18 protein-coding genes are annotated in these 23,693 nt (G+C 43.6%); 9 read left to right on the top strand and 9 right to left on the bottom strand.

Annotated elements, in window-relative coordinates; translation table 11 throughout:
* Positions 1 to 60: 60 nt before the first annotated feature.
* Entirely contained in the window at positions 61 to 936 is an 876-nt protein-coding gene (locus PTQ21_RS23275; RefSeq protein ID WP_274567322.1) for a LysR family transcriptional regulator, read from the bottom strand.
* 132 nt (positions 937 to 1,068) lie between these two features.
* Between PTQ21_RS23275 and PTQ21_RS23270 the strand changes: the two genes are divergently transcribed.
* Positions 1,069 to 2,142 (top strand): NAD(P)H-dependent flavin oxidoreductase, encoded by a 1,074-nt coding sequence (locus tag PTQ21_RS23270; protein WP_274567321.1) that lies wholly within the window; start codon positions 1,069 to 1,071, stop codon positions 2,140 to 2,142.
* A gap of 6 nt (positions 2,143 to 2,148) precedes the next feature.
* On the opposite strand, the gene PTQ21_RS23265 is transcribed toward PTQ21_RS23270, so the two are convergent.
* From PTQ21_RS23265 to PTQ21_RS23255, 3 genes are all read right to left on the bottom strand, one after another.
* Positions 2,149 to 2,676, bottom strand: a complete 528-nt coding sequence (locus tag PTQ21_RS23265) for a DinB family protein (RefSeq protein ID WP_274567320.1) — start codon at positions 2,674 to 2,676, stop codon at positions 2,149 to 2,151.
* A 146-nt stretch (positions 2,677 to 2,822) separates the two neighbouring features.
* Complete coding sequence (locus PTQ21_RS23260; protein WP_274567318.1) at positions 2,823 to 4,844, bottom strand: ATP-dependent DNA helicase; 2,022 nt, start codon at positions 4,842 to 4,844, stop codon at positions 2,823 to 2,825.
* 231 nt (positions 4,845 to 5,075) lie between these two features.
* Complete coding sequence (locus tag PTQ21_RS23255; protein WP_072733177.1) at positions 5,076 to 5,663, bottom strand: GNAT family N-acetyltransferase; 588 nt, start codon at positions 5,661 to 5,663, stop codon at positions 5,076 to 5,078.
* A 198-nt stretch (positions 5,664 to 5,861) separates the two neighbouring features.
* Between PTQ21_RS23255 and PTQ21_RS23250 the strand changes: the two genes are divergently transcribed.
* On the top strand, positions 5,862 to 7,484 hold the full coding sequence (locus tag PTQ21_RS23250; protein WP_177031139.1) for a helix-turn-helix domain-containing protein: 1,623 nt from the start codon (positions 5,862 to 5,864) through the stop codon (positions 7,482 to 7,484).
* A 22-nt stretch (positions 7,485 to 7,506) separates the two neighbouring features.
* On the top strand, positions 7,507 to 9,249 hold the full coding sequence (locus PTQ21_RS23245) for a cache domain-containing sensor histidine kinase (RefSeq protein WP_274570556.1): 1,743 nt from the start codon (positions 7,507 to 7,509) through the stop codon (positions 9,247 to 9,249).
* A 108-nt stretch (positions 9,250 to 9,357) separates the two neighbouring features.
* Here PTQ21_RS23245 and PTQ21_RS23240 read toward each other — a convergent pair whose 3' ends face one another.
* The 3 genes from PTQ21_RS23240 to PTQ21_RS23230 all read right to left on the bottom strand — a co-directional run bounded on the left by PTQ21_RS23240 (position 9,358) and on the right by PTQ21_RS23230 (position 12,790).
* Positions 9,358 to 10,197, bottom strand: coding sequence for a carbohydrate ABC transporter permease (locus PTQ21_RS23240; protein ID WP_420800342.1), 840 nt, complete (start codon positions 10,195 to 10,197; stop codon positions 9,358 to 9,360).
* Between the two features lie 66 nt (positions 10,198 to 10,263).
* Positions 10,264 to 11,154, bottom strand: coding sequence for an ABC transporter permease (locus PTQ21_RS23235; protein WP_063562660.1), 891 nt, complete (start codon positions 11,152 to 11,154; stop codon positions 10,264 to 10,266).
* Positions 11,155 to 11,185: 31 nt separating this feature from the next.
* Entirely contained in the window at positions 11,186 to 12,790 is a 1,605-nt protein-coding gene (locus PTQ21_RS23230) for a type 2 periplasmic-binding domain-containing protein (RefSeq protein WP_274567317.1), read from the bottom strand.
* A 383-nt stretch (positions 12,791 to 13,173) separates the two neighbouring features.
* Between PTQ21_RS23230 and PTQ21_RS23225 the strand changes: the two genes are divergently transcribed.
* Positions 13,174 to 14,289 (top strand): phosphotransferase enzyme family protein, encoded by a 1,116-nt coding sequence (locus PTQ21_RS23225; RefSeq protein ID WP_274567316.1) that lies wholly within the window; start codon positions 13,174 to 13,176, stop codon positions 14,287 to 14,289.
* Between the two features lie 100 nt (positions 14,290 to 14,389).
* Here the strand turns inward: PTQ21_RS23225 and PTQ21_RS23220 are convergent, their stop codons facing one another.
* Positions 14,390 to 15,220, bottom strand: coding sequence for an AraC family transcriptional regulator (locus tag PTQ21_RS23220; protein WP_177031164.1), 831 nt, complete (start codon positions 15,218 to 15,220; stop codon positions 14,390 to 14,392).
* Positions 15,221 to 15,417: 197 nt separating this feature from the next.
* Between PTQ21_RS23220 and PTQ21_RS23215 the strand changes: the two genes are divergently transcribed.
* The 3 genes from PTQ21_RS23215 (at position 15,418) to PTQ21_RS23205 (ending at position 19,750) form a co-directional block, all read left to right on the top strand.
* Positions 15,418 to 16,824, top strand: coding sequence for a family 4 glycosyl hydrolase (locus PTQ21_RS23215; protein WP_274567315.1), 1,407 nt, complete (start codon positions 15,418 to 15,420; stop codon positions 16,822 to 16,824).
* 408 nt (positions 16,825 to 17,232) lie between these two features.
* Positions 17,233 to 18,513, top strand: coding sequence for a cytosine permease (gene codB, locus PTQ21_RS23210; protein ID WP_090806903.1), 1,281 nt, complete (start codon positions 17,233 to 17,235; stop codon positions 18,511 to 18,513).
* Positions 18,482 to 19,750 carry a cytosine deaminase gene (locus tag PTQ21_RS23205; RefSeq protein WP_063562655.1) on the top strand — a complete coding sequence of 423 codons (1,269 nt, stop codon included), beginning with the start codon at positions 18,482 to 18,484 and terminating at the stop codon, positions 19,748 to 19,750. The genes codB and PTQ21_RS23205 overlap by 32 nt, the downstream gene beginning before the upstream one ends.
* A 167-nt stretch (positions 19,751 to 19,917) precedes the next feature.
* Here PTQ21_RS23205 and pdxR read toward each other — a convergent pair whose 3' ends face one another.
* A complete protein-coding gene (gene pdxR, locus PTQ21_RS23200) occupies positions 19,918 to 21,408 on the bottom strand; it encodes a MocR-like pyridoxine biosynthesis transcription factor PdxR (RefSeq protein WP_090950916.1) in 1,491 nt (496 codons plus the stop codon).
* Between the two features lie 132 nt (positions 21,409 to 21,540).
* Here pdxR and pdxS point away from each other — a divergent pair, with 132 nt between their 5' ends.
* Together pdxS and PTQ21_RS23190 are read left to right on the top strand one after the other, a co-directional pair.
* Complete coding sequence (gene pdxS / locus PTQ21_RS23195; protein ID WP_211754044.1) at positions 21,541 to 22,425, top strand: pyridoxal 5'-phosphate synthase lyase subunit PdxS; 885 nt, start codon at positions 21,541 to 21,543, stop codon at positions 22,423 to 22,425.
* Positions 22,426 to 22,778: 353 nt separating this feature from the next.
* A complete protein-coding gene (locus tag PTQ21_RS23190; protein WP_274567310.1) occupies positions 22,779 to 23,336 on the top strand; it encodes a DEAD/DEAH box helicase family protein in 558 nt (185 codons plus the stop codon).
* The last annotated feature ends 357 nt before the right edge of the window (positions 23,337 to 23,693 follow it).

Here is a 23,693-nt window from a genome sequence, read left to right as displayed (position 1 = left end):
CAGAGCATAGCCCCATTGAAAGTCGCTGTAATAGCGGCTTTTTTTGTTTCATCGGTGCAACTAGCTTTGGAGAATCTCTTTCTTAGTTTCATCTAAAAAAGCAGATAGCGCCGGTGTAATGAGGGTGTCTTTTCGTTTAACAAACATGGTCGTTACTGAAGAATATTTCTCCGGTAAGGAGTGGCAGGTTACCTTGTCACGGACTTCATAATCCGCAATGATGGAATAAGGCAGTAAAGTAATACCCATACCAGCACTAACACAAGCAATTATCGTTTCGAGGGTTCCAAATTCCATTAATTTCACAGGCAATAATCCTTCTTCTTGCAGGAGAGTGTTAAGTTTGGCTCGGTATGAACATCCTTTGGGAAAAACCAGCATCGTATGATTTTGTAAATCATGGATCGATTGTATCAAGGGATGTTTGGGTGAAGTGACAAGAACAAGTTTCTCATTGATGACTTTGTCCTGCGTGAGATCTGCGTGTTCTATCGGACCGGAAACAAAAGCTCCATGCAGTTCATAATGCAGAACTCCATGAAGCAGCTTTTCTGTTGGCCCTGTAACTAAAGAGAAATCAACATTCGGATATTTCAAATGATATTGCGCAAAAACGGAAGGCAGCCGGACCGCTGCAGTTGTTTCCATAGAACCGATAACCAGAGGACCTGAAGGAATGGAGCTGCTTCCTACTGCGGCTTTGGCTTCGTTAATGGTATGTAGAATCTTTTCGGCGTAACCTACTAAAACTTGTCCAGAAGGAGTAAGTGTAACTCCCTTTTTGTGACGGTAAAATAATGCGGTCTGAAGATCGGCCTCTAACTGTTGAATTTTGTTTGTAACATTGGACTGAGCATAATTTAGTTTTTTCGCTGTTTTGGAAATACTTCCTTCTTGAGCGGTTTGAATGAAAATCTCCAGTAAGTGAATATCCAAGTTGACCCTCCTTTAGAAAACAATCTATCTGAAATCATGATATGTAACATCTGATTTACGGATTATACAAGATGGATAAACTCGATGTAAACTATAAAGAATGGAATCTGAATTGATGGGGAGGAAACCTCGATGTCTATTCAATTAAACAATAAGCTCTGTGAAAGCTTCAATATTCGTTATCCAATCGTTCTTGCGGGGATGGCCGGTATTGCAAACATGGCACCCCTAGTCGCTGCGGTTTCTAATGCAGGTGGGTTAGGGACGTTAGGCGCTGCGTATATGAGTCCTGAGGAACTAAGAGGCGCCATACACGAGATTAAAAAACGGACGCAAGCACCGTTTGCCGTAAATATTTTTGCTCATGTTGGACCGGATCATTATGCGAATTTTGATGCGGTAAACGAAGAGTTGACCCCGATTCGAGAATTCTTGGGTGTGAAGCAGCGTGCTCAAGATGAAATACGTACACCCAATCATTTTGAAGAACAGTTTGACATCTTGTTGGACGAAAAAGTTCCGATTATTAGTACAACGTTTGGATTACTTTCCGAGCATCATATGCAGAAGGCAAAATCGTTAGGCATCAAAATTATGAGTAAGGTCACCACGGTAGAGGAAGCTATTCAAGCGGAGATGCGCGGATGTGATGTCATTGTTGCTCAAGGTAGTGAAGCAGGAGGGCATCGAGGAACTTTTGATGTATCATCTCAGCTCAGTGGAGCAAATATCGGAACCATGGCACTTGTCCCACAAATTGTAGATCATGTCCATATTCCAGTCCTTGCGGCAGGCGGAATTATGGATGGTAGAGGGCTGGTGGCTTCACTTGCTTTGGGAGCACAAGGGGTGCAAATGGGGACTCGTTTCTTGACATCAGTTGAGTCTGGTGCACATGAGGTATATAAACGTGCGTTGCTTGATAGCACAGAGGAAAGCACTGTAATTACAAATGCCTTTTCTGGACGGCCAGCGCGTGGCATCAAGAACGACTTTATACAGCATTGGGAAGCATCCAGTATTAAGCCGCTAACCTTTCCTACCCAAAATACATTAACTCGCGAGATCAGGAATGCTTCTGCTAAGCAAAATAATCCCGAGTATATGGCCCTTTGGGCAGGTCAGGGAACGAGAATGTTAACAGATAACCAATCTGCAAGCGATATCATTAATCAAATGGTAGAAGAAGCCAGAGCTATCATTTAGTAGTGATTATAATTTCACATCCAGCGAATAGCGATCGCGAAGTACTGACAAATGGTGGAGCTCATGTCCAGCCAAAATATAGGCGATCGATCGAGCTGAAGCAGGATTATCACTGACGATCCCTCTACAGAGCCAAGCTTCTGGTGTGAGGCGACGGAGCATAAGAATGGTTGAGCGGCGTGTGACGGCATATTCTTCGTTCAGATCGACTGCGGTATACGCATTGAAGGGTTGGCTCTGCATAAGCACGTCCTGATCGTAGCCAGGATGATTCGCTTTGTCACCTCTGGCGATGCGAAGCAGTCGGCCGCTCATGATACGTTCGTTATCCAAAAGGTGGCCGATGACCTCCTTCACGCTCCATTTGCCTTCGGCGTAACGATAGTTTGCTTGCTCCTCTGTTAATGAAGAAAGCAAAGTTTGTACGATGTTGGCCTGCTGCTCTAACTGTTCGATGATGTTCCCTTCAGGAACAAGCTGGATGTACCCTTCATAAAAAGCTGCATACTCCTCTGTAGTCGGTCTTTCAACCATGTGAATGCCTCCTTTGGGATTCATAGCTCTGGAATATATTGTAGCATATATCTTACTTCCAGCATTGAAATTGGCCCCTCCGCTTTATGGGCGGAAGGGCCGATTTCATGTGATTTGCACAGTTTTATGGTTGGGCTGTTCCACTTTCAATCCGTACGTCGTATCCCTTTTTGTTGAACAAATTTCTCCAAAATCGAAAAATCCTCAGTCACTTCTTTGAATGGTAGCGTGTCCAGCACCTGTTCCCGGTAATTCTTTTTTGCCGCTGCGCTGAGACGGGAGTCGAGTATGCTGAGTATGCCAAGATCCATTTCACTGCGAATCAAGCGTCCCGTTCCTTGCCTTAACCGGAGAAGCATATCCGGTACAAACACCTCCATGAACGAATTCTTCGTTACAGATGCCTTATATTCATAAATAGGGTCCGAAGGAACAGGGAAGGGCAGCCGGAAAATAATGACCTGTGACAGGTCAGAACCCTCGATATTCACGCCCTCCCAGAATACACCTGTACCCAGGAGCACACCTTTGCTTTTCCTGAATTCGGTGATAACACTGTCCTGGGAAGATCCTTCTTTCTGAATATGAACTGCCCATGTATATTCATCAGGCCTTGAAATCAGCTTCTTATGAATGTATTTCATGTCTTCCTTTGCTGAAAAAAGGACGATCGTTCTTCCTAGTGTTAAATCACATAGTTGAACCAATTCGTTGTAGGCTGCTTCAAGATAGTTTTCGCGCTGGTCATGGTGGTAATATGGGACTACGTTCGAGATGTACATCATGGTATGGTTGGTGTAATCAAAAGGGGAGGATTTGCGATCCATAAAATCACCCTTATAACCGAGGGACTGCGTCAAATAAGAGTATTGTTCCTCCAGCGTATCCCCGCCTTGGCACAGCGTTGCCGACGTTAGGATAACAGGCGCTTTGCCATTAAATAAAGCATACTTCAGAAATTGGCTTATATCTTTGGGACAGATGCTGATCGTGGCTACTCCCAAGGGACTGCTTGCCCATATGAGATAGTTATCCTCTATTTCAGCCAAAACATGGATGAGGGTAATAAGCCCGTTTATAGCTTCAAAAGCGTCATCAATCTCCCGTTCGTGACGGGAGGTCAAAATGGAAAGGCGAAGACTAAGATCTTTCAAATCGTTCGAGACTTGGTTTAACGGTATACCTTTGATCTCCGACACTTTTATACGGTCGCTATCCTGCTTGGCATGGTGGAGCAGATCCGCGTTTATCTGTTGGAAGATTCGTTCAATACATTTTTTTATAAGCTTGGATTGTGAGAAGAGACTTTTATCCCCGGACTGCTTCGTTAGAAGCTGTACAGTATTATCCAGAATGCGGCTGATTCCCCGATAAGTGAACTCGAGCGTTCGGGCATCTCGAACTTTTGCTTCCAGATTATGCGCTTCATCAATGACGATCAGAGCCGGCTGTTCTGAGATGATACTCTTGGTTCCTTCTTTTTTCTTCATCAAATCCCGTATGAGCAGGTCCTGGTTCACAATAATAAAATCAATCTCATGAGCCTTTGCATTTAATTTAGCTCTCATATCGTAAAACAAGCACGCATTTTTATGATGGCAACGTTCAAATTTGCAATCATTTACGGAAAAGTTGGACCATTCGGCATCACTAATTCCAGCTTTAATATCAGCTCTTTCATCAATTTCAAAATCTAAAATGCGCTGGGCAAGGGTAGACAGTGAGGAGCTCGGATCATCAGACCTGCTCCATTCCGCGGCCCTACTTCGGCACGCATACTGCCCCATACCTTTCCCAACGACAGAGCGAACTGTTGTGAAGCCCAACCTGCTACCAATGACTCTTAAATCTTTATGTATCTGTTCCGAAAGCTGAATGGAGGATGTAGCTATAATGACCGGTTTCTGGGACATTTGATTCATGAGCAGGCTCGGTATCAGGTAGCCAAAAGACTTACCGATTCCAACACCAGCTTCAATCATGGCGTTATGCCCGTAGATATAAGCATCGGCTATATCGAGAGACATTTCTTGCTGCCCGATTCGCTCTCTAAGACCAATTCGAGGGAACCGATCATAGATTCGGAAGATGGCGTTAACCAAAGATCGTTCGATTTCCTTTTTTGATTCCCGTTTATTTATCTTATAGAGATCATTTAACCAGTTCATAACGAGCGCCCCCCTTCCAAATGAAAGATCCTCTTGTAGGAATTTTTTAGTCAAACTGTAATTATCTTAGATACTGAGATAACAGTCAAGTGTTCATAAGGAAGCGGTGGAAGGTAAGCAACCAGCCAATTGGTCAGATACGAAAAAACATTGGGCCGAATAAGACGAAGACAGTAATATGAAGACAAGGAGAAGAGCGAACAGGGCACACCAGTGCTTTGTTCGCTCTTCTTAATCAACGGTTGGAATTGATTTATTGAAATTCTTATAATAAACCAAATGATCTGTCCACTCATCGTTTTCGTGTATGAAACCTTTGCGAACACATTCAAATTCCATGCCTACACTTTCCGCAAGTTTCATAGAAGGTATATTATCCATATTAATATGGGCTTCTATACGGTGGAATTTCAGTTGTTCAAATGCAATAAGAAGAGCTTCATTCACGGCTTCTTTGCCGTAGCCTTTTCTCCAATACTGATTATGGATGGTATATCCGAAGCTTGCCCATTGAAAATCCGCTCTTGCTAAAGTCGCAATATCAATCATACCCAGATGTGTACCATCTTCCTTTCTAAATACACCAAATACATAAACGGCATCTGTACGCGCTAACTCTTGATGTCGATCTACAAGATGATGAAACCAATCCGGTGTACATTCAGTCATATCCATTTTCCCTTTATCGTGGCGGTGTTGGGAGGGAAAACGGTTTTCAAATGCATTTAACCAATTTTCATAGTCGTCTTTCTTTAAAGGTCTTATTACTAACCGTTCTGTCTCTGAAATATAATCAAATTGTTCTGCATTCAATCCCAAGTGACATCTCCTCTGAATTATCTTTTTTCATTTACATCATTAAGCAATCCAAGTTTATCATAGGATACATCTGTTGAGAACAAGAACGAAAGGGACATCCATTTGATTAGAAATCACAATTAATAGGGCGGCTAGACATCTTTGCAATAAACGGTTTAATGGTAAAATAGTGAAAATGGTTCATGTTGGAGGATGCTCATGTATAAACTGATGATCGTAGAGGATGAACTGCTCATGCGGGTTGGAATTCGTTCCATGCTAAACTGGGAAGACTACAATTTCTATGTTGCGGGAGAAGCGGGGAACGGGAAGGAAGCGTTGGAACTCGCGCTAGAAGTGACCCCTGATCTAATTATTACCGATATCAAGATGCCGATCATGGATGGGTTAGAGCTCATACAAGAGGCATCTTGTTTATTGAAAACCTGTAAATATGTCATCCTGAGCAATTTTGACGAATTCCATTATGTAAAAGAGGCACTGAAGCTTGGGGCTGTAGACTACTTGATTAAAAGTGAGATTACAGAAACCTCTCTAGTTGATCTTCTTATCACCATTGAAGAGAAATTAAAAAGTGAACGTGACACTAAGACCAACGTACCATTTATGACACACGACTATTTCAAGAGCCTGAGACATCTAAAGGATAGCTTTTTCCAAGATGTTGTAAGCGGATTCATAAATGAAAAGGATATGGTTCCCAAAGCTGAAGAAATGCATTTCCGTATACGATCAGACAAGTTGGTCGTCATCCAGTTTATTGTGGACTATTACGAGGAAGCGAAGAGGAAATATGTCGAGAAGGGGGAAAAACTACTTCGATTCTCTATTCTGAATATTATGGAAGAGATCATTCCATCCAAATGGGAGAAAGAGATTTTCGTGGAAAGCTCCTCTGAATATTGGGTTATTGTCAATGTTCTTCCTGGGAGTGAGTCTGTACAAGCTGATCTAAACAAACTATGTAATAAGCTTCTGTCTTCAATCAAAGATTTTATGAATCTGTCACTCTCAGCGGGTGTAAGTACAATCGTTTCCGATTTCCATGGCATAAGACAGGCATGTCGAGAAGCGGAATTCGCCCTAAGGCAAAGTTTCTTTAAAGGCAGCAACCAGATACTGTACTACGCGGACGTGATTCAAGCTCCAGCTCGGAGAGAAGTGAATGGAATGCTCAGTCCGGAGCAAGAACGAGATTTCCTCAAATTATGGGTGAGTAAAGATAACAAAAAGGCGGAGGAATTCCTTGAAGAAATTCGCTCTGATCTGGAGGTGCAACGAGCAGATGAGAGCAGTATTCGCAAGCAATATATCATGGTGATGGAAACCATACACTCCCATCTCTCACGAGTTACTGAAAGAGGCAAGCTTTCATTTACCGAGAGATCGCCTTACGAAATCGTTTTGAGAGGAGAGTATTGGGAGGATATTCACCAAGATATGCTGGCTCATATCGCGTATTACTTTAAAACCGATTCCCAAATCATGCAGGAACGTTCCTACACAGACCTCGCCATTGAGTTAATGGACAAGTATTATGCTGAGGATATTTCGTTGCATAGTATTGCTAGCCAGATCAGTGTCAATCCTTCGTATCTTAGCCGATTGTTTAAGCAGGAAAAAGGAGAGAACTTCATCGCATACCTGACACGAGTTCGGATTGAACATGCCAAGGCTTACCTATTGAGCAGGGAACTGAGAGTATATGAAATCGCTGACAAGGTGGGCTACCATAATTACACGTACTTCAGTAAGATTTTCAAAAAATCGGTAGGATTCACTCCTGAGGAATATCGAGATCGACAGCAGGGACTCATGTAATCCGTGAATAGAGGTGCAGCATATGAAGCATGCCCGGCTCTTACCAATCAAGTACAAAATCATGGTGATATGTATAACTGTCATCATTCTTCCAGTACTTGTGATGACGATTAGTTCGTATTACTCTTCTGAGCGATTACTGGCACAGAATTATACAAATCTGCTCAACGATCTGGCCAAGCAGACGAATATTCGCATTGACGAGTTCCTAAAGGAGATTGAGAAGATCACACTGCTTGCCAGTAATGGACTTAGCGATAATTTATCCGCAACCCATGAAGGAAGCTTTCCGATCCAGGATTTCCTGCGAGAGGGTGATGAACAAAATGAGATTGCCGCATACAATATTTTGATGAATTATATCATGATGAAGGATCGCGTATTTTCCATCTACCTCTATAATTTGAACGGGGGACAAGATCTCTTCGTCAGTCCTAACCAGCCTATTGACCCGGACTTCAAAGTGGCGAACGAATTGTGGTTTAAAAAGTTCATGCATGATAATGATCGAACCATCACGTTGACAACCCGAATCGATGAGCAATTGGAGAATAAAATTCTGGCAGTGTCACACGCTCGTAAAATTCATGATGTGGCTAGCGGGGAACTGCTTGGCGTGATTGTCGTCAGCATTGATATAAAGTTCATCGAAATCGTTAATCGTAACTTGCAGGAAGGGCTACGTTCCAGGTTCATGATTGTCGATGAGAATGACAAAATTGTTTATAACGTAGATGACCGCTTAATCGGTACATTGTTCCGGGACAACGTTCGTCCTCCCGAATCATTAAATGTTGTGGTGACCAGTCCACTTAGTCAGCAGAAATGGACTACTTACTTATACATGCCTTTGGATGAGCTGACTGCCGACGGCAAAATATTAGGGCATAATCTGGTTACACTGTCCATTGTCCTGGTTCTTTTTGCTGCCATTATTTCGATTTTTCTATCTCATGTCATCACCACCCCCATCAAGAAGCTGCTGCGCAATATCTCGTTGGTCGAGAAGGGGCAGTTTGAACAAGTTGAACATATTCGTTCTCGCGATGAGATTGGGCACTTATCAGTTCGATTTAACAAGATGTCACATGAATTGAAGCGTATGGTTGAGCGGATGCAACAGGAAGAAATAGAGAAGGCAAAGGCCGAGATGCGTGCGCTTCACGACCAGATCAAGCCTCATTTTCTGTATAATACTCTGGGTTCAGTGAAATGGATCGCCTCCATGCAGCAGGCTGACAAAATCGTGGAAATGACCGATGCATTAATCTCGATGCTTCGTTATGCAACTAGATCCGATGGAACCCTCGTAACGATACGTGAAGAAATCGATAATATAGCGAATTACGTGACGATCCAGAATGTCAGGTACTACGACTGTATTCAAATGAAATATGAGATTGAGGATAGACTGCTCGATTATCGTATGCCCAAAATGATTCTGCAGCCCATTGTGGAGAATGCAATCTTTCACGGTCTGGCCGAGCTTGAAGAAGACGGAGTCATTACCATTCGGATTCAACCACGGGGCAGAGATATTGTGGTCGAAGTCTGCGATAATGGCATTGGTATGGATCAACATATGATCCAGAACTTTATGGAAGATAGGCTCGAAGCAGACAAAGGAACAGGAATTGGCCTGTCTAATGTGCAGCGGCGTATTCAACTTCATTTTGGTAAGCCTTATGGAATACAGGTGGCTAGTCGAATTGGTGAAGGTACGACTTTTACCATTCTGTTACCTGCCATCAAAGAAACACTGTAGTCATAGAAATTATCATGCACACGTTTACAATGTTAGAACGATTCCAAGTATGTTTCGTAGGTTAAACACACGCAAAGAGCTTGCAGGATTAACTGCAAGCTCTTTTGGTTATCCTTTGACACTACCGAGTACCAAACCCTTGGTAAAGTATTTCTGCAAGAACGGATAAACGAGCAAAATCGGAATGGCACCCAAGAACATTTGAGCAGCGCGTCCAGTTCTGGCGTTCATCATCGATAACAGTTGAGTGTAATCGGAGCCGGATTTCAGCATGATTTGCTCAAAGCTCTGCAGCAGGGTCTGTAGGTAGCTTTGTAATGGATAATTGGCTGGATTGTTCATATAGATAATGCCATCGAACCATGAATTCCAATGGCCGACGATACTGAACAAACCGACCGTAGCGAGAGCGGGCTTGAGGAGCGGCAGTAGAATACGAAGCAATACCTGCACAGGCCCTGCACCGTCGATGATCGCTGATTCTTCTATCTCCTCCGGCAAACCTCTAATGAAATTCATAAGAATAATCATACTAAATACGGGCAGAGCTCCGGGCAGGATCAGAGACCAAATCGAATCAATCAAGCCCATTTTGACGACCACCAGATAGGTAGGAATTAATCCTCCGCTAAATAACATGGTCACAATGAAAAATCCCATATAGATATTACGGCCCATCAATTTTTGTTTGGATTTGGATAGTGGATAGGCGGTGAGCACGATCAGAACCAGATTTACAAACGTTCCGAGAACGGTTCGTTGGATCGCCACCCAGAGAGAGGAGAAAAATGACCCTCCAGATAATGCAAATTCATAAGCCTTAGTTGTGAATTCAACTGGCCAGAACGTAACACTGCCCGCGGATACAGCCGAACTGCTACTGAATGAAACAGCCAACAGGTTGATAAATGGAAGGATACAGAGTAGGGAGATTAGAAGCAATATCATGTAGTTTAGGATATGGAACAAACGCCTGCTCATACTTTTATCATAGATTATAATGAACGTTCCTCCTTAGAAGATACGATAGCCGGCTACCCTGTAAGCCAGGAAATACGATACGGCAACGAGAACACTGGAAATGATGGATTTAAATAATCCGACAGCCGTACCAATCGAATACTGTGCCTGCTGAATTCCTAGACGGTATACATAGGTATCAATAATATCTCCAGTCTGATACACGACAGGGGAATACAGGTTATAGATTTGATCGAATCCGGCATTGAGGACGTTACCAAGTGACAACACAGTCATTAAGACAATCGTTGGCATGAGGAGGGGCAATGTGATGTAGATGGTCTGCTTCCATCGTTTGGCTCCATCAATTACCGCAGCCTCATATAGACCAGGGTCAATACTGGTCAGAGCTGCTAGATATACAACCGTGCCGAATCCGAAGCCTTTCCAGATATCACTCACGATCATCGTCCAAGGGAATATGGACGGTGTGCCCAGAAAAGAGATAGGTGCAATCCCGAATACGCCTAGAAATGTGTTGATGATGCCATCGGAGCTAAGTATATCCAGCATGATGCCAGCCATAATGACCCAAGACAGAAAGTTCGGAATATAAACCAGGGTTTGAAATGTACGTTTGACACCACTGTTCAGCACTTCGTTAAGCAGTAATGCGAAAATAACAGGCACGATAATGCCCCCGATAATCTTAAAGACGGACATATACAGTGTATTCCAGATGGTTCTTACGAAGTTTGGCTGACTAAATACATGGGAAAAATTGTCCCATCCCACCCATGGAGAGTTAAAGCCGAGACCCGGATTGTATTTTTGAAATGCAATAATAAGCCCATAAAAAGGGATGTAGCTAAAGATGAAGACCAAGACTAGGCTTGGGATCAACATGAGATGGTAGGGACTCTGCTGCTTCCATTTTCTCAGCATTCATATTCCTCCGTTCCTGGCAACCGCAATATTATTTTCCGTAGGCATCATTAACTGCCTGGGTTGCTTCATCGCCTCCGGCCGCTCGCCAATTCTGGACGACCACATCGAAATAATCGATACGTTCACTACCCATGATGATCTTGGTGAAGCCTTCCGTCAGGATATCATCCAGCGTTGTACCGTAACTTGACAGCACCTCCGGTGAAACACCCCATAGCGCCGTCTTTGTGTAGTTCTCACTATCGAGTACTTTCTTAGCCAGACCATACGCATTCTTTGGAGCACCCTGTTGCAGATAGTCACCAACTGCTCCCGGTGTTGCATTCTTCATAAACTCAACGCTGTTGTTATATTTCTGCCACATTCCCGAAGTTGTGAGTCCACTGGTATCCTCGGATTGAAGGGCTGCTGATACAGCCTCGAACTGCTCGTAATCTGAATTCGGATTAAGTACACGGAACGCCCCGACCACATGGGCAATATCATTGTCGAGCAAAGCGGATAGTGTTTCTTTGGATTCCTTACCATTGCCTTCATCAACGATATAAGCATAGTCATTCAAAATCTTAATCACTTCTTGAGGGCTCTTAAATCCCTTTTTCATGACAATATAATTGTTGTTGGCGAAGAAGATGGATTGTTTCGCTTCCTTACCATCAATGGTAGGGATGATATACGGATAAAAGATCGCGTCTTTACCCAGATTGGCTACTGTATCAACGCCAGGATTATAACCCCACCACTGGTAATAAGGCTGTACGCCCACTTTGCCGGCTACGATATCCGCGTTCATCGCATTAAAGTCTTTGATTGCAAATTCCGGATCAATGATACCTTGCTTGTACCATTCCGACCACTCAGCCAGTGCATTCTTCATCTCAGGATGGACTGAGCCATACACTAATTTCCCACTGTTATCCTCCATCCACATATCTGGATGCGCATTCCATGCAATGGCGAGCAGGTTGAGGTAATCGAGTGATTGATCTACTGCTATGCCATATCCGCCGTGCTTTTCCATAAATTTCAGTGCAATGTTCTTGATGTCTTCCACCGATTTCGGATCTTGGAGACCCAGTTCTTCTTTCCAATCGTTCCGAATCCAGATGAAATCGGGTTGTTCAATTAATCCCCAGTGCATCTGCGGTATCCCGTACAGTTTGCCGTCCTTTTTACCAGACTCATAGCTATCCGCATCCGTTTCCATATAGCCTTTGAGACGTTCTGAAGCGTGTTGTTCAAAGACATCGGTAAGGTCCATTACCATATCTGCTTCGACTAGCTGCCTTAATTGTGATGGATTAACCCTAAACACGTCGGGGAGATCATTCGATGCTATAGCCAAATTCAATTTGGTATCATACTCATCGCTGACCCAGTCTGTTTTGACATCGATATTAAACTGCTCTTTGTATCGCTTAATCCACACATTGTTTGTGATATCATCTCCCTTTGGATATTTGGCAGAAGTATATTCTGACGTTACGGTGTGGATGGTTGTTATTCCGCCCTCGTTGGCATCCGAATCGGTATTGGATGTACTTTTCTCGGTGCTGCTTCCATTTGTACAGGCGGCGACCAATAAGGTCGACAGGCATAAAGACAACATCAAAGTTTTGGTTTTCTTGTTCATTTCCTTTCCCCCTTAAGCGTCATATTTGAATACGTTTTCTTGAAAATAGTCTAAACGAGAAAGGGAGAACGGGATATAAAGGTTATTGACGAGAATCCACATGTTTTTTTACTTTTGGGTTAAAGCGGAGAAATGATAAAAGTGGGTTGTGCACTTTTTTTACTTTTCACCAAATCTTTTTTTACTCAAGGTCCAATGACGACGACCCAGATATTTTGATTCGATATTATTACATGGCAGCATTATTAACAAAAACAAATAGAATAATCTGGAATTTTGGATTAAGATATATACATCTGAACAAAAAGGAGCGAATTTCAATGACTAACAAGGTGATTGTGCTTTAGGTTCACAGAAGGATATTTGCGGCATGGGGATTCCTTTTGTGGACATTGCAGTGCGGGAAACCGTCCCATCAATGTTTACTGGAGGAGATTATTATTAACTTTAACGAAGCTGTTAACATCAACAATACGCACGTACTCGAATTAGTATCCGAGCTCTTTCATCTGGAGGGTTACAAGATTCAGCTTATTCCACCTCATGAGGGTGGGCGGAATGTCGTTTACACCTGTGAGCAAGAGGGGTATGAATCGCTAATTCTCCGAGTGTCTTTTTTGCCTGACAGAAAGCGGGAAGATTACATTGCCGAGCTGGAATATGTCCAGTATCTGTTTGATCATGGAGCCAGTGTTTCGAATGTAGTGAGTTCCAAGAAGGGCAGTCTGTTAGAAGAGATCACTTATGATCATCATACGTTTTTTGTCAGCCTGTTTAACAAGGCCAAGGGAAAGTTGCTGGTAGAAAATAATTATCAGTACCGAGAAGGTGTTCCACTTACCGAATACTATTATAATAGCGGCAAAGTTCTGGGCAAAATGCATCAGCTATCCAAAAGCTATGTACCCGTCCATCGCCGGCATCATTTTTTTGATAATTACAAAGGTGAATATATCAACAACTTGATACCTGAATCATTCTCGCTGCTTAAGGAGAAGATGTTCGAACTGCTGAATACTTTAAAAGGTTTGGATACAAACCAGGAAACATTCGGAATGATCCATTTCGATTATAACGATGGGAATTACTCGATCGATTTTGATACCGGTCAGATCACGGTGTATGATTTCGATAATTCATGCTTCGGTTGGTATATGTATGATCTAGCAGATCTATGGACACACGGTGTGGGCTGGATACAATTCGAACCTGACGCTGGTAAACGCAAAGCGTTCATGCATGATTATTTTGAAACCGCCCTCGCTGGTTATACTTCCGAAACCAAGATCGAAGATTCGATGTTGGAGAAGCTGCCTTTATTTATTCAAGTTACCCTTTTGGAGAATATCCTAGGTCAATTGGAGGAAATGCAGCATACGGGCGAAGAACCGGAGGATAACGAAGAAGTGTTGTATCTCATTAAATGTCTGGAAGAGGATATACCGTACAGGGGATTTTTCCATGACATGTATTCGAGTGAAGCACCCTTTACGTTATGAGGACCGCTGAAGTGACATACACCTGAAGCATGAATAACCAGTGACTAAACGAAGAGGCAGCCGGCATAGACCGGTTGCCTCTTCGTTTAGCTATGGCACTCTATTCAAATTTGGAAGGAGGCACGTTGTAAAATTTTTTAAATGCTTTGGAGAAGGTGAAGGGATCGGGATAGCCCAGAAATCCGGCAATTTGCTGGACCGTATATTTTTTCTCATACAGATAGTCCCGTGCCCGGTTCATCTTGATTTGATTGATGTACTGTCCTGGTGTAATGCCCAGAATTTTCTTGAACAAAGAAATGAAATATTTCTCAGAGACACCGGCGATGGCTGCAAGTTCGTTAACTCGGATGACACGGTGCAGATTCGCATCCACGTATGGAAATACGTTCTGCAGAACCTCCAGACTTCCTTCCGTTTTCCTCGGTTTTTGGTCTTTTAGAAATTCACCGTAATACAGACCTTGCCCGTGAAGCTCCAAAATTTTTGCAATGACGAGAAGCAGAGAAGCCTTCAAATAAAGTGGACTTCCGGAAGCGCCACTGTCCTGCTTGAACCTTCGATAGGACGAGGTGAACAGTGTTGATTCCTCCCGAACAAGGTTGCCAGGTACGATGCCCGGCAGTTGAAACTCGCCTAGAATTCGCTTTTGCTCGGCAATGCTGAAATCAAAGTGCATGTATATGAATCGGCACAGTTCTCCGGTCGCGGAAGCAAGATAGGGCATATCCGGATAAAAAAACACCACGTCACCCTGGTCCGCTGTATGCGCGATTCCATCAATAGTAATCTGGACGGAGCCTGCTGTAATAAACCACAGATCATAATCGGAATGAGACTTGTGCTCCATCCAATTGCTGTCGTGAGTTTGTTCCAAATAAGAGCTCATGCGAAGTGTTATATACTCCGAAAGTTCGTCCATTATACTCATATTTACTATCCCTGCATGCGTCTGATCCAACTCATCACCCCTCCACTTTATGACATCCTTCATTTTTTAATAATGTAGCAAAGGATTTATCTCTTGTTATCTATCGTACCATATGACATGTTTTGAAAACTATCACACATTCCGATTCCAGCTCACTCACCTATAATGAACTTATATCGTTACGAGGAGGGTTATTGATGAATGCTACAAACACACAGCAACCAAAGGTAGTTGTTATTGGGGCGGGCAGCCTGTTTTTCGGTCGTCAGTCCATCTGGCAGATGGTTCACTCACCATACTTGAACCAGGGAACTTTGGCTTTAGTGGATACGGACGAGGAGCGGCTCTCGAAAATGGTAACACTTGCAGAGAGGGTCGCCCGGGAGAACAATGTATCCTTAAAGATTGAGGGCTCGGTGGACCGAAGACAAGTGCTTCCGGGAGCTGACTTCGTTGTGCTTAGCTTTGCAGAGCAATCAGTCAAATATCGGGGAATTGACTGCCAAGTCTCTCTAAAGTATGGCATTCGTATGTGTTCCGGCGATACGATTGGCCCCGGCGGAATTTTTAGGGCTATGAGAGAGCTTCCGGTTATTATGGAATGCGCCAGAGACATTGAAGAGCTATGTCCTGATGCCTGGGTAATTAATTATATTAACCCGTCTACCGTTCATGGCATCGCATTACATCGCTATGCGCCGAAGCTGAAATCGTTTGCCCTGTGCGATAGTCATCATATGCCGCATAAGAAAGCCTATTACGCTGTAAGAGCTGGAATCATCGAAAAGACAGACGAGTTCACCAATGAGATCGATCAGAAATTCGATTTCCGCATCGCTGGCGTCAATCATTTCACTTGGCTGCTTAAAGCGGAATTCGAAGGGGAAAATGTGATGCCCCTAATCGCGGAAGCCATGCGCAAAATGGCAGGTGATGAGAACAACGGCGGTGATCGCGGAGCAAAAGCTATTTTTAACGATGCGATTACCTACGAACTGTATGATATTTTCGGAATCATCCCCACTTGCACGGCTCATACGAAGGAATACGTTCGGTATTGGCAAGGTCTGGGTAAGACTACAGACGCAATTCCGCCATTATCCATCTGGGAGACAGAGGACAGGTATCAGCGTCACGACGAAATGTGGCGTCAGGTGGATGACTTTCTTGCGGGGAACATCCCGATTGCCGATTACATGAGCACCTTTGGGCCAGACCATGCGACTGATATCATTGAGAACATGGTAGGGAATTTGGGGAAGAAGTTTTTCATCAATACGCTTAATAAAGGCGCGGTAACCAATATGAATGCCGATTCGTTCCTGGAAGTGCTGTGCGATGTGGGAATGGACGGAGTTAAGCCAGTTCATGTAGGCGAGATGCCGCGTGGAGTAAGAGGAATGCAAGAACTTGTACTGGATACACATGAGCTGACGGTCGAAGCTGTTCTGGAGCAGAGCTACGAGAAGCTGAGAAGGGCGATGCTCACCGATCCGCTGGTGAGTTCCATCAGTGACGCGGACAAGATCATTCATGAATTGTTGGAACTGGAACGTGATATGATTCCCGACGTCTGGTACAAGGACAGACTGCAGTATAGCTAAGGTATAGATAATGATAAAAGACCACGTTAACCCTTCTAAAGGAAACTACGTGGTCTTTGATTTTATTAATAAATCCTAGTTCATCTAAAAGATAAAGAAGTATAAAAAAAGCTTGTTGTAGAAGGGATTTATAATGGTTGGATAATAATGACATTGACATGTGCAGCTTTTTCTAAAATAATAAATGTAATTGAATACTGGTACCTTTAATTCAGTCCAGAGAGGCTGGCAAGGGCAGCGGATTTTATAATCACGCGTGAATCAGGGCATATCCCATCAGGGATGCTCTGCGTCTTCGCGCCGATTATGATGTAAAAAGAGGCTACTTGTCAGTGTGTAACTTGACGAGTAGCCTCTTTTTTCTGCTTTTTTTTGGTATCAGATACACTTTAAGCTGGAGGTATTCTGATGAGCAAACAAGATCAAGAGTTTTCATGGCAAGAGGTGCCAAAAACGCAGAGAAATCATTTTTGGAAGACGTTATCCGTAATGTTGGGTTTCACCTTCTTCTCGGCGAGTATGTTGGCAGGGGGTACGCTTGGAGTCAGTTTGACGTTCATGGAATTCATTGGCATCGTGCTTGCGGGCAATCTGGTGCTCGGTATCTATACAGGAGCACTGGCGCATATCGCTGCCAAGACAGGCCTTTCCACACATTTACTTGCTAAATATGCGTTTGGTGCGAAAGGATCGTACCTGCCATCGTTCCTGCTCGGCTTCACACAGGTCGGATGGTTCGGGGTAGGCGTGGCCATGTTCGCGATTCCGGTTGCCAAAGCAATGGATTGGAACGTGTACCTGCTGATTATCCTGTTTGGTCTTGCTATGACGGCATCAGCCATCTTCGGTATGAAATCGCTCGTCATCTTGGGTTATATCGCGGTACCGGCAATTGCCATTCTCGGCGGTTACTCCATGTTCGAAGGTGCAGGCTCGCTGGGAGGTCTGCAAGGATTGCTCGATTACACGCCGACAGAGACACTCACCGCGGCAGCAGCATTGACCATTTGTATCGGTTCATTCATTAGTGGCGGAACTTTAACGCCCGATTTTGCTCGGTTTTCCCGGACGTCCAAGCAGGCGGTTACCGCAACGGTTATTGCCTTCTTCCTTGGGAACTCGCTTATGTTCCTGTTCGGGGCAGTTGGTGCAATGGCATATAACCTGGCTGATATCTCAGAGGTCATGTTCCTGCAAGGCTTACTCATTCCTGCGATTATCGTTCTTGGACTCAATATCTGGACAACCAACGATAACGCCTTGTACGCCTCGGGATTGGGTTTTGCCAACATCACTAAAATTTCGAAAAAGTTCTTCGTCATCGTAAACGGCATTGTGGGTACAGTATTTGCCATGTGGATGTACAACAATTTCGTCAGCTTCCTGAATGTGCTGGGCGCGGCAGTACCGTCCATTGGGGCCATCATCATCGCAGACTACTTCTTCGTGAAGCGCAGAAACTATAAACCGTTTGCTGAGATGAGTTTCAAAACTGTAAACTGGGTAGCAATGGTGGCTTGGGCCATCGGCGTTGCGTTTGCTCAGTTGGCTCCAGGAGTAACACCACTGAATGCACTGATCGGTACGGCAGTGGCCTACATCGTATTGATGCTGATCGTTCCTAACAAAGAATCCATTAAAGAAAAGGGGAAAATAAATGATTATACAGAACGCAAAATTGCGGGGTAAAGAAGGTCTATGGAATATCGTTGTAAAAGACGGGAAGTTCGAACAAATTACACAGGAGCTACAAGCCACTGCAAATGAGGAAGTACTTGACGTCAACGGTTCACTTGTATTGCCACCGTTCATTGAGCCTCACATCCATCTGGATACAACGTTAACGGCTGGCGAGCCGGAGTGGAATTTGAGTGGGACGCTGTTTGAAGGCATCCAGCGTTGGTCGGAACGTAAAGCATTCTTGACACATGAAGATGTTAAAACTCGCTCCAAAACAGCACTGAAATGGCAAATGGCGCAAGGAATCCAACATGTGCGGACACATGTGGACGTTACAGACCCAACCTTGACTGCAGTCAAAGCGATGCTTGAAGTAAAAGAAGAGATGGCACCATACATCGACATTCAGCTTGTGGCTTTCCCACAGGAAGGTATTCATTCCTATCCAAACGGTGCAGAACTGCTGGAAGAGTCACTGAAAATGGGCGTTGACGTGGTCGGCGGCATTCCGCACTTCGAATTCACGAGAGAATACGGCGTCGATTCGATGAAGGTTGCTTTTGACCTTGCTGAAAAATACGACCGTTTGATAGACATCCATTGCGACGAGATCGATGACGAGCAATCCCGCTTCGTGGAAGTCGTTGCCAAGGAAGCCTACGAACGCGGACTGGGCTCTCGTACAACAGCAAGCCACACGACGGCGATGGGGTCTTATAATGACGCATATACGTACAAATTGTTCAGATTGCTGAAGATGGCTGACCTCAATTTCGTCTCCAATCCGTTGGTCAACATTCACCTGCAAGGGCGCTTCGACACGTATCCAAAAAGAAGAGGTCTGACTCGCGTCAAAGAACTGCAGGAAGCTGGTCTTAACGTGTGCTTCGGTCATGATGACATTTTCGATCCATGGTATCCGCTAGGAACGGGCAACATGCTCCAAGTACTGCATATGGGTATTCATGCTTCGCAGTTGCTGGGTTATGATCAAATCGTAAATTCGGTCGATCTCATTACGAAAAACAGCGCAAGAACGTTGCATATCGAGGATGTATACGGCATTGAAGTAGGAAAACCTGCCAACTTCATCGTTCTTGAAGCAGAGAATGAATACGAGGCTGTTCGAAAACAGGCTGGTGTACTGTACTCGTATAGAGGTGGCCGTAAAATCGCGGAAACAAAACCTCGTGACACGTCGATCATTCTTGAAGGTGGTTCGGAGAAGGTTACGTTCAATAAATAATTAAATGAAAAGTGCGATGCATCAACCATAGCCCTCGCATTAGCCAATAAATCCCCTCAGGGTGGACAGGTCCATAGAGATTCCATGATTGTGGAATCTTCCTGTACAAAAGAGGGGATTTTTGTTGTTCCGTTTTGAAAGTCGAGATAGAGACGAGAGAGAGTACCTCACAATGGAGCTGTGACGGCATTTTTTAATTTGGATACGCCTTCCTGTAATTGAACATCTGACAAATGTGCAAATGATAAATAGATACCATACTTCGTACCGTCAGACGTTGAACTGCTGACTTCTGCGTATACAACCCCTTCTGATCTAGCCGACGAACGAAAGACTTCATAAGTGGACGCATCACCTCGCCACCAGCCAAACACGTGCAGACCGGCTTCATTTTCCACCCAATCAAACCATGTTGAGAGTTGCTGGTTCAAAAGTTTGAGTAACAGATGAAATTTGCGACTGTATAAACGATTCATCCTGCGCAGATGACGCTCATATTGGCCGCTTGTCATAAATGCGGCTAATGCCCGCTGCTCGATCAGATTGACGGGTCTTGGCTCGTATAATGCCTGTGCTTTTCTAAAGGTGTCTGCCAAAGTAGGGGGGAGAACCACATAACCAAGCCGTACTTCCAAAGGCAAGGTTTTCGTGAAGCTACCCAGGTAGATTACGCGCCCCGCTTTATCCAATGTTTTCAGCGGTTCAACATGCATTCCGCGATATCGGAATTCACTATCATAATCATCCTCGACAATCATGGCATCATGACGATGTGCCCAGTCCAGCAATGTTTGTCTGCGTTCAAGGCTGAGCATTTCGCCAGTAGGGAATTGTCGGGACGGCGTGACAAACAACATACGTGCTTCCCAGTTTTGGGGAACAACGCCTTGACCATCGAGATTGGCTTCAATCAACGTTGCACCTGCAGCCAAAATGGCTTGAGAAATCCCGATATAACAAGGACTCTCCGTCACTACATGATCCCCGGGATCTGCAAGTAATTGAGTGAGTAGAGCTATAGCTTGCATAGAGCCTGCAGTCACTGCAATATGATCCGCATCGACTTGAATCCCCCGCATCCGCCGAAGGTAGGCAGCAATGGCTTCTCGCAATTTCGGCTCTCCTGTTGAACTAACAAGAGCAGAGGTTGTTTCTATGTGATGCTCTCGATTTCGTATCTCAGCATACAATCGATTGTTCCATTCATCGTAAGGGAATTTGGAGAAATCAGGCTGGTATTTGCTAAAATCAATAACTTCGTCGCTTTCTATTCTGGAATTGCTTGTTTGTGCATTGGTTTGTGAATTCCTTTGAGTTGTGTGCTGTTCAAACTGCTGAATACGATTCCCCCAGGCTGATAAGTGATGAGCGCAAGCTTTCACGGTGGACGCATCATTGCTTAAATCCAACTGATAAGCAACAAAGGTTCCTCTTCCATGCTCTGAATGAATGTAACCTTGAGCAGTCAATGTATCATAAACCTGATTCACTGTGCCTCGGGAAATGTGATACGTCGCAGCTAACTCTCTCGTAGATGGTAACTTCTCGCCATGCACCAGATTACCTTCATGAATAGCATCACGAATCGCATGATAGAGAGCCTTCATCTTGGTATATTTTCGGTTCAAATATGAACTGTAAGCTACATGAAATTGCATATGCCCTCCAGAGTTTAATTTAGAAGTGGTACAATAAAAACCGAAATTATTGGATCTTTTTAGTTGTCCATTCTCATTCTATACTAAATCATAGGTTGAAGTGAAACAATAAATTTAATTAGGAGGAATACAATCATGCAAACAGGTACAGATCGTGTAAAAAGAGGAATGGCTGAGATGCAAAAGGGCGGCGTCATCATGGACGTCATGAATGCAGAACAAGCTAAAATTGCTGAAGCAGCAGGGGCAACAGCTGTTATGGCTCTTGAACGGGTACCCTCCGATATTCGCGCAGCCGGTGGTGTAGCTCGCATGGCAGACCCAACCATCGTGGAAGAGGTTATGAAGGTTGTGTCTATTCCGGTTATGGCCAAGGCTCGTATCGGTCATTACATAGAAGCCAAAGTACTTGAATCCCTAGGTGTGGACTATCTCGATGAAAGTGAAGTTCTTACGCCTGCAGACGAAGTATTCCATATCGATAAACATGAATTCACTGTACCTTTTGTATGTGGAGCCAAAGATTTGGGAGAAGCTCTGCGTCGTATTGGCGAAGGTGCTTCGATGATTCGTACAAAAGGTGAGCCTGGAACGGGCAACATTGTTGAGGCAGTTCGTCATATGCGTCTGATTAACAGCCAGATCCGCAAAGTGAAAAACATGTCCAAGGATGAGTTGTACGCTGAAGCCAAGAATCTGGGCGTAGCTTATGAATTACTGCGCGATGTTCATGAAAATGGAAAACTTCCAGTCGTTAACTTTGCAGCAGGCGGTGTAGCCACTCCGGCAGACGCAGCACTAATGATGCATCTGGGAGCAGACGGTGTGTTTGTAGGATCAGGTATTTTCAAATCAGATAACCCTGAGAAATTCGCTCGTGCAATCGTTGAAGCTACAACACATTACACGGATTACAAACTGATTGCTGAAGTATCCAAAAACTTGGGTGCCCCTATGAAAGGCATTGAAATTTCTAAATTGGCTCCAGAAGAGCGCATGTCCAACCGCGGTTGGTAAGGCGTAAATAGAACAGTAGTTTTAAAATATTGTTATGATTCTAAACTGCGCTGTATATTGAGACTTAACTTATAAAGGGATCAGATATTTACCCATATGTATGTCAGAAAATACTTAAAATTTGGTGTTTTCGTGATATTTTAAATGTATTTGGAAGCATAAGTTTGCCATAAGTCGAAATTGTAAGCATAAAGTTGCCGTGAGTCCCCATTAGGACGACTTATGATAATTAAATATAGACAGCCGGTAAGTAATCGGCTGTCTTTTTCATTAAACTAACGAGCAGTTTAGTGCAATAAAACTTGACCAATTGTGGTACTATTATTAAAATAAATTCGAAAAGTGATGATATTATGAAATTTGTTTTGATATTTGGTCCTCAGGCAGTAGGTAAAATGACAGTGGGGCATGAACTGGAAATGATATCTGATTTAAAATTGTTTCACAACCATATGACGATAGAATTGCTGGCTCCTTATTTTGGCTTCAGTAATGAAATGTGGGGATTATCGGATAAATTTCGTCAGGATATATTTGAAGCGACCGCCGCCAGTAATATGTATGGAATGATATTCACATATGTATGGGGATTCGATTTGCAGAGAGACTGGGATTACGTCGACAAAATTTGTAAAATATTTGAGGATCAAGATGCGGATGTCTATTTTATTGAGCTTGAAGCCGATCTTGAGGAGAGAATAGAGCGTAACAAGACTCCCCATAGACTTGAACATAAACCGACAAAGAGAGATATCCTATTCTCTGAACAGGATCTAAAACAGACAATGGAGCAACATCGATTGAACTCATTAGAGGGAGAAATTAAAAAAGAAAACTATTTGAGAATAAACAATACGAAAATCAAAGCTCGTGAAGTTGCTGAAATCATAAAAAATAGATTCTTTTTATAACGATTCTTGTTAAACTAACGGGAAACGATAGCTCAATAATACCAAGAAAGCAGCTGATCAATGTGATCGGCTGCTTTTGTTCAGCTAACGGGCAGGTTAGCATAAAATAGATTATGCTATTACATTCCAGTAAGATGAAGGGTAATTAACCTGAACGAAGAGGAGGAATCAATGGAACACGAAAAATTATAATAGGGTTATGTCAATTTGTTTCTGGAGGGACCACTTTAAAATTAAGGTAATAGGGACATTATTGGACGCCGATAAGTTCGCAAGCACCAGGACCTACTTCTAATTTAGAATGGCGTGGAAAATCAAGATTATCCGATTATTTGGATATATGATTCATGTTATAAA

It is taken from the genome of Paenibacillus marchantiae (genome assembly GCF_028771845.1).
Taxonomy (GTDB): Bacteria; Bacillota; Bacilli; order Paenibacillales; family Paenibacillaceae; genus Paenibacillus; species Paenibacillus marchantiae.
Note: the sequence above shows the minus strand (reverse complement) of the source record. Positions and strands in the feature narration are given on the sequence as shown.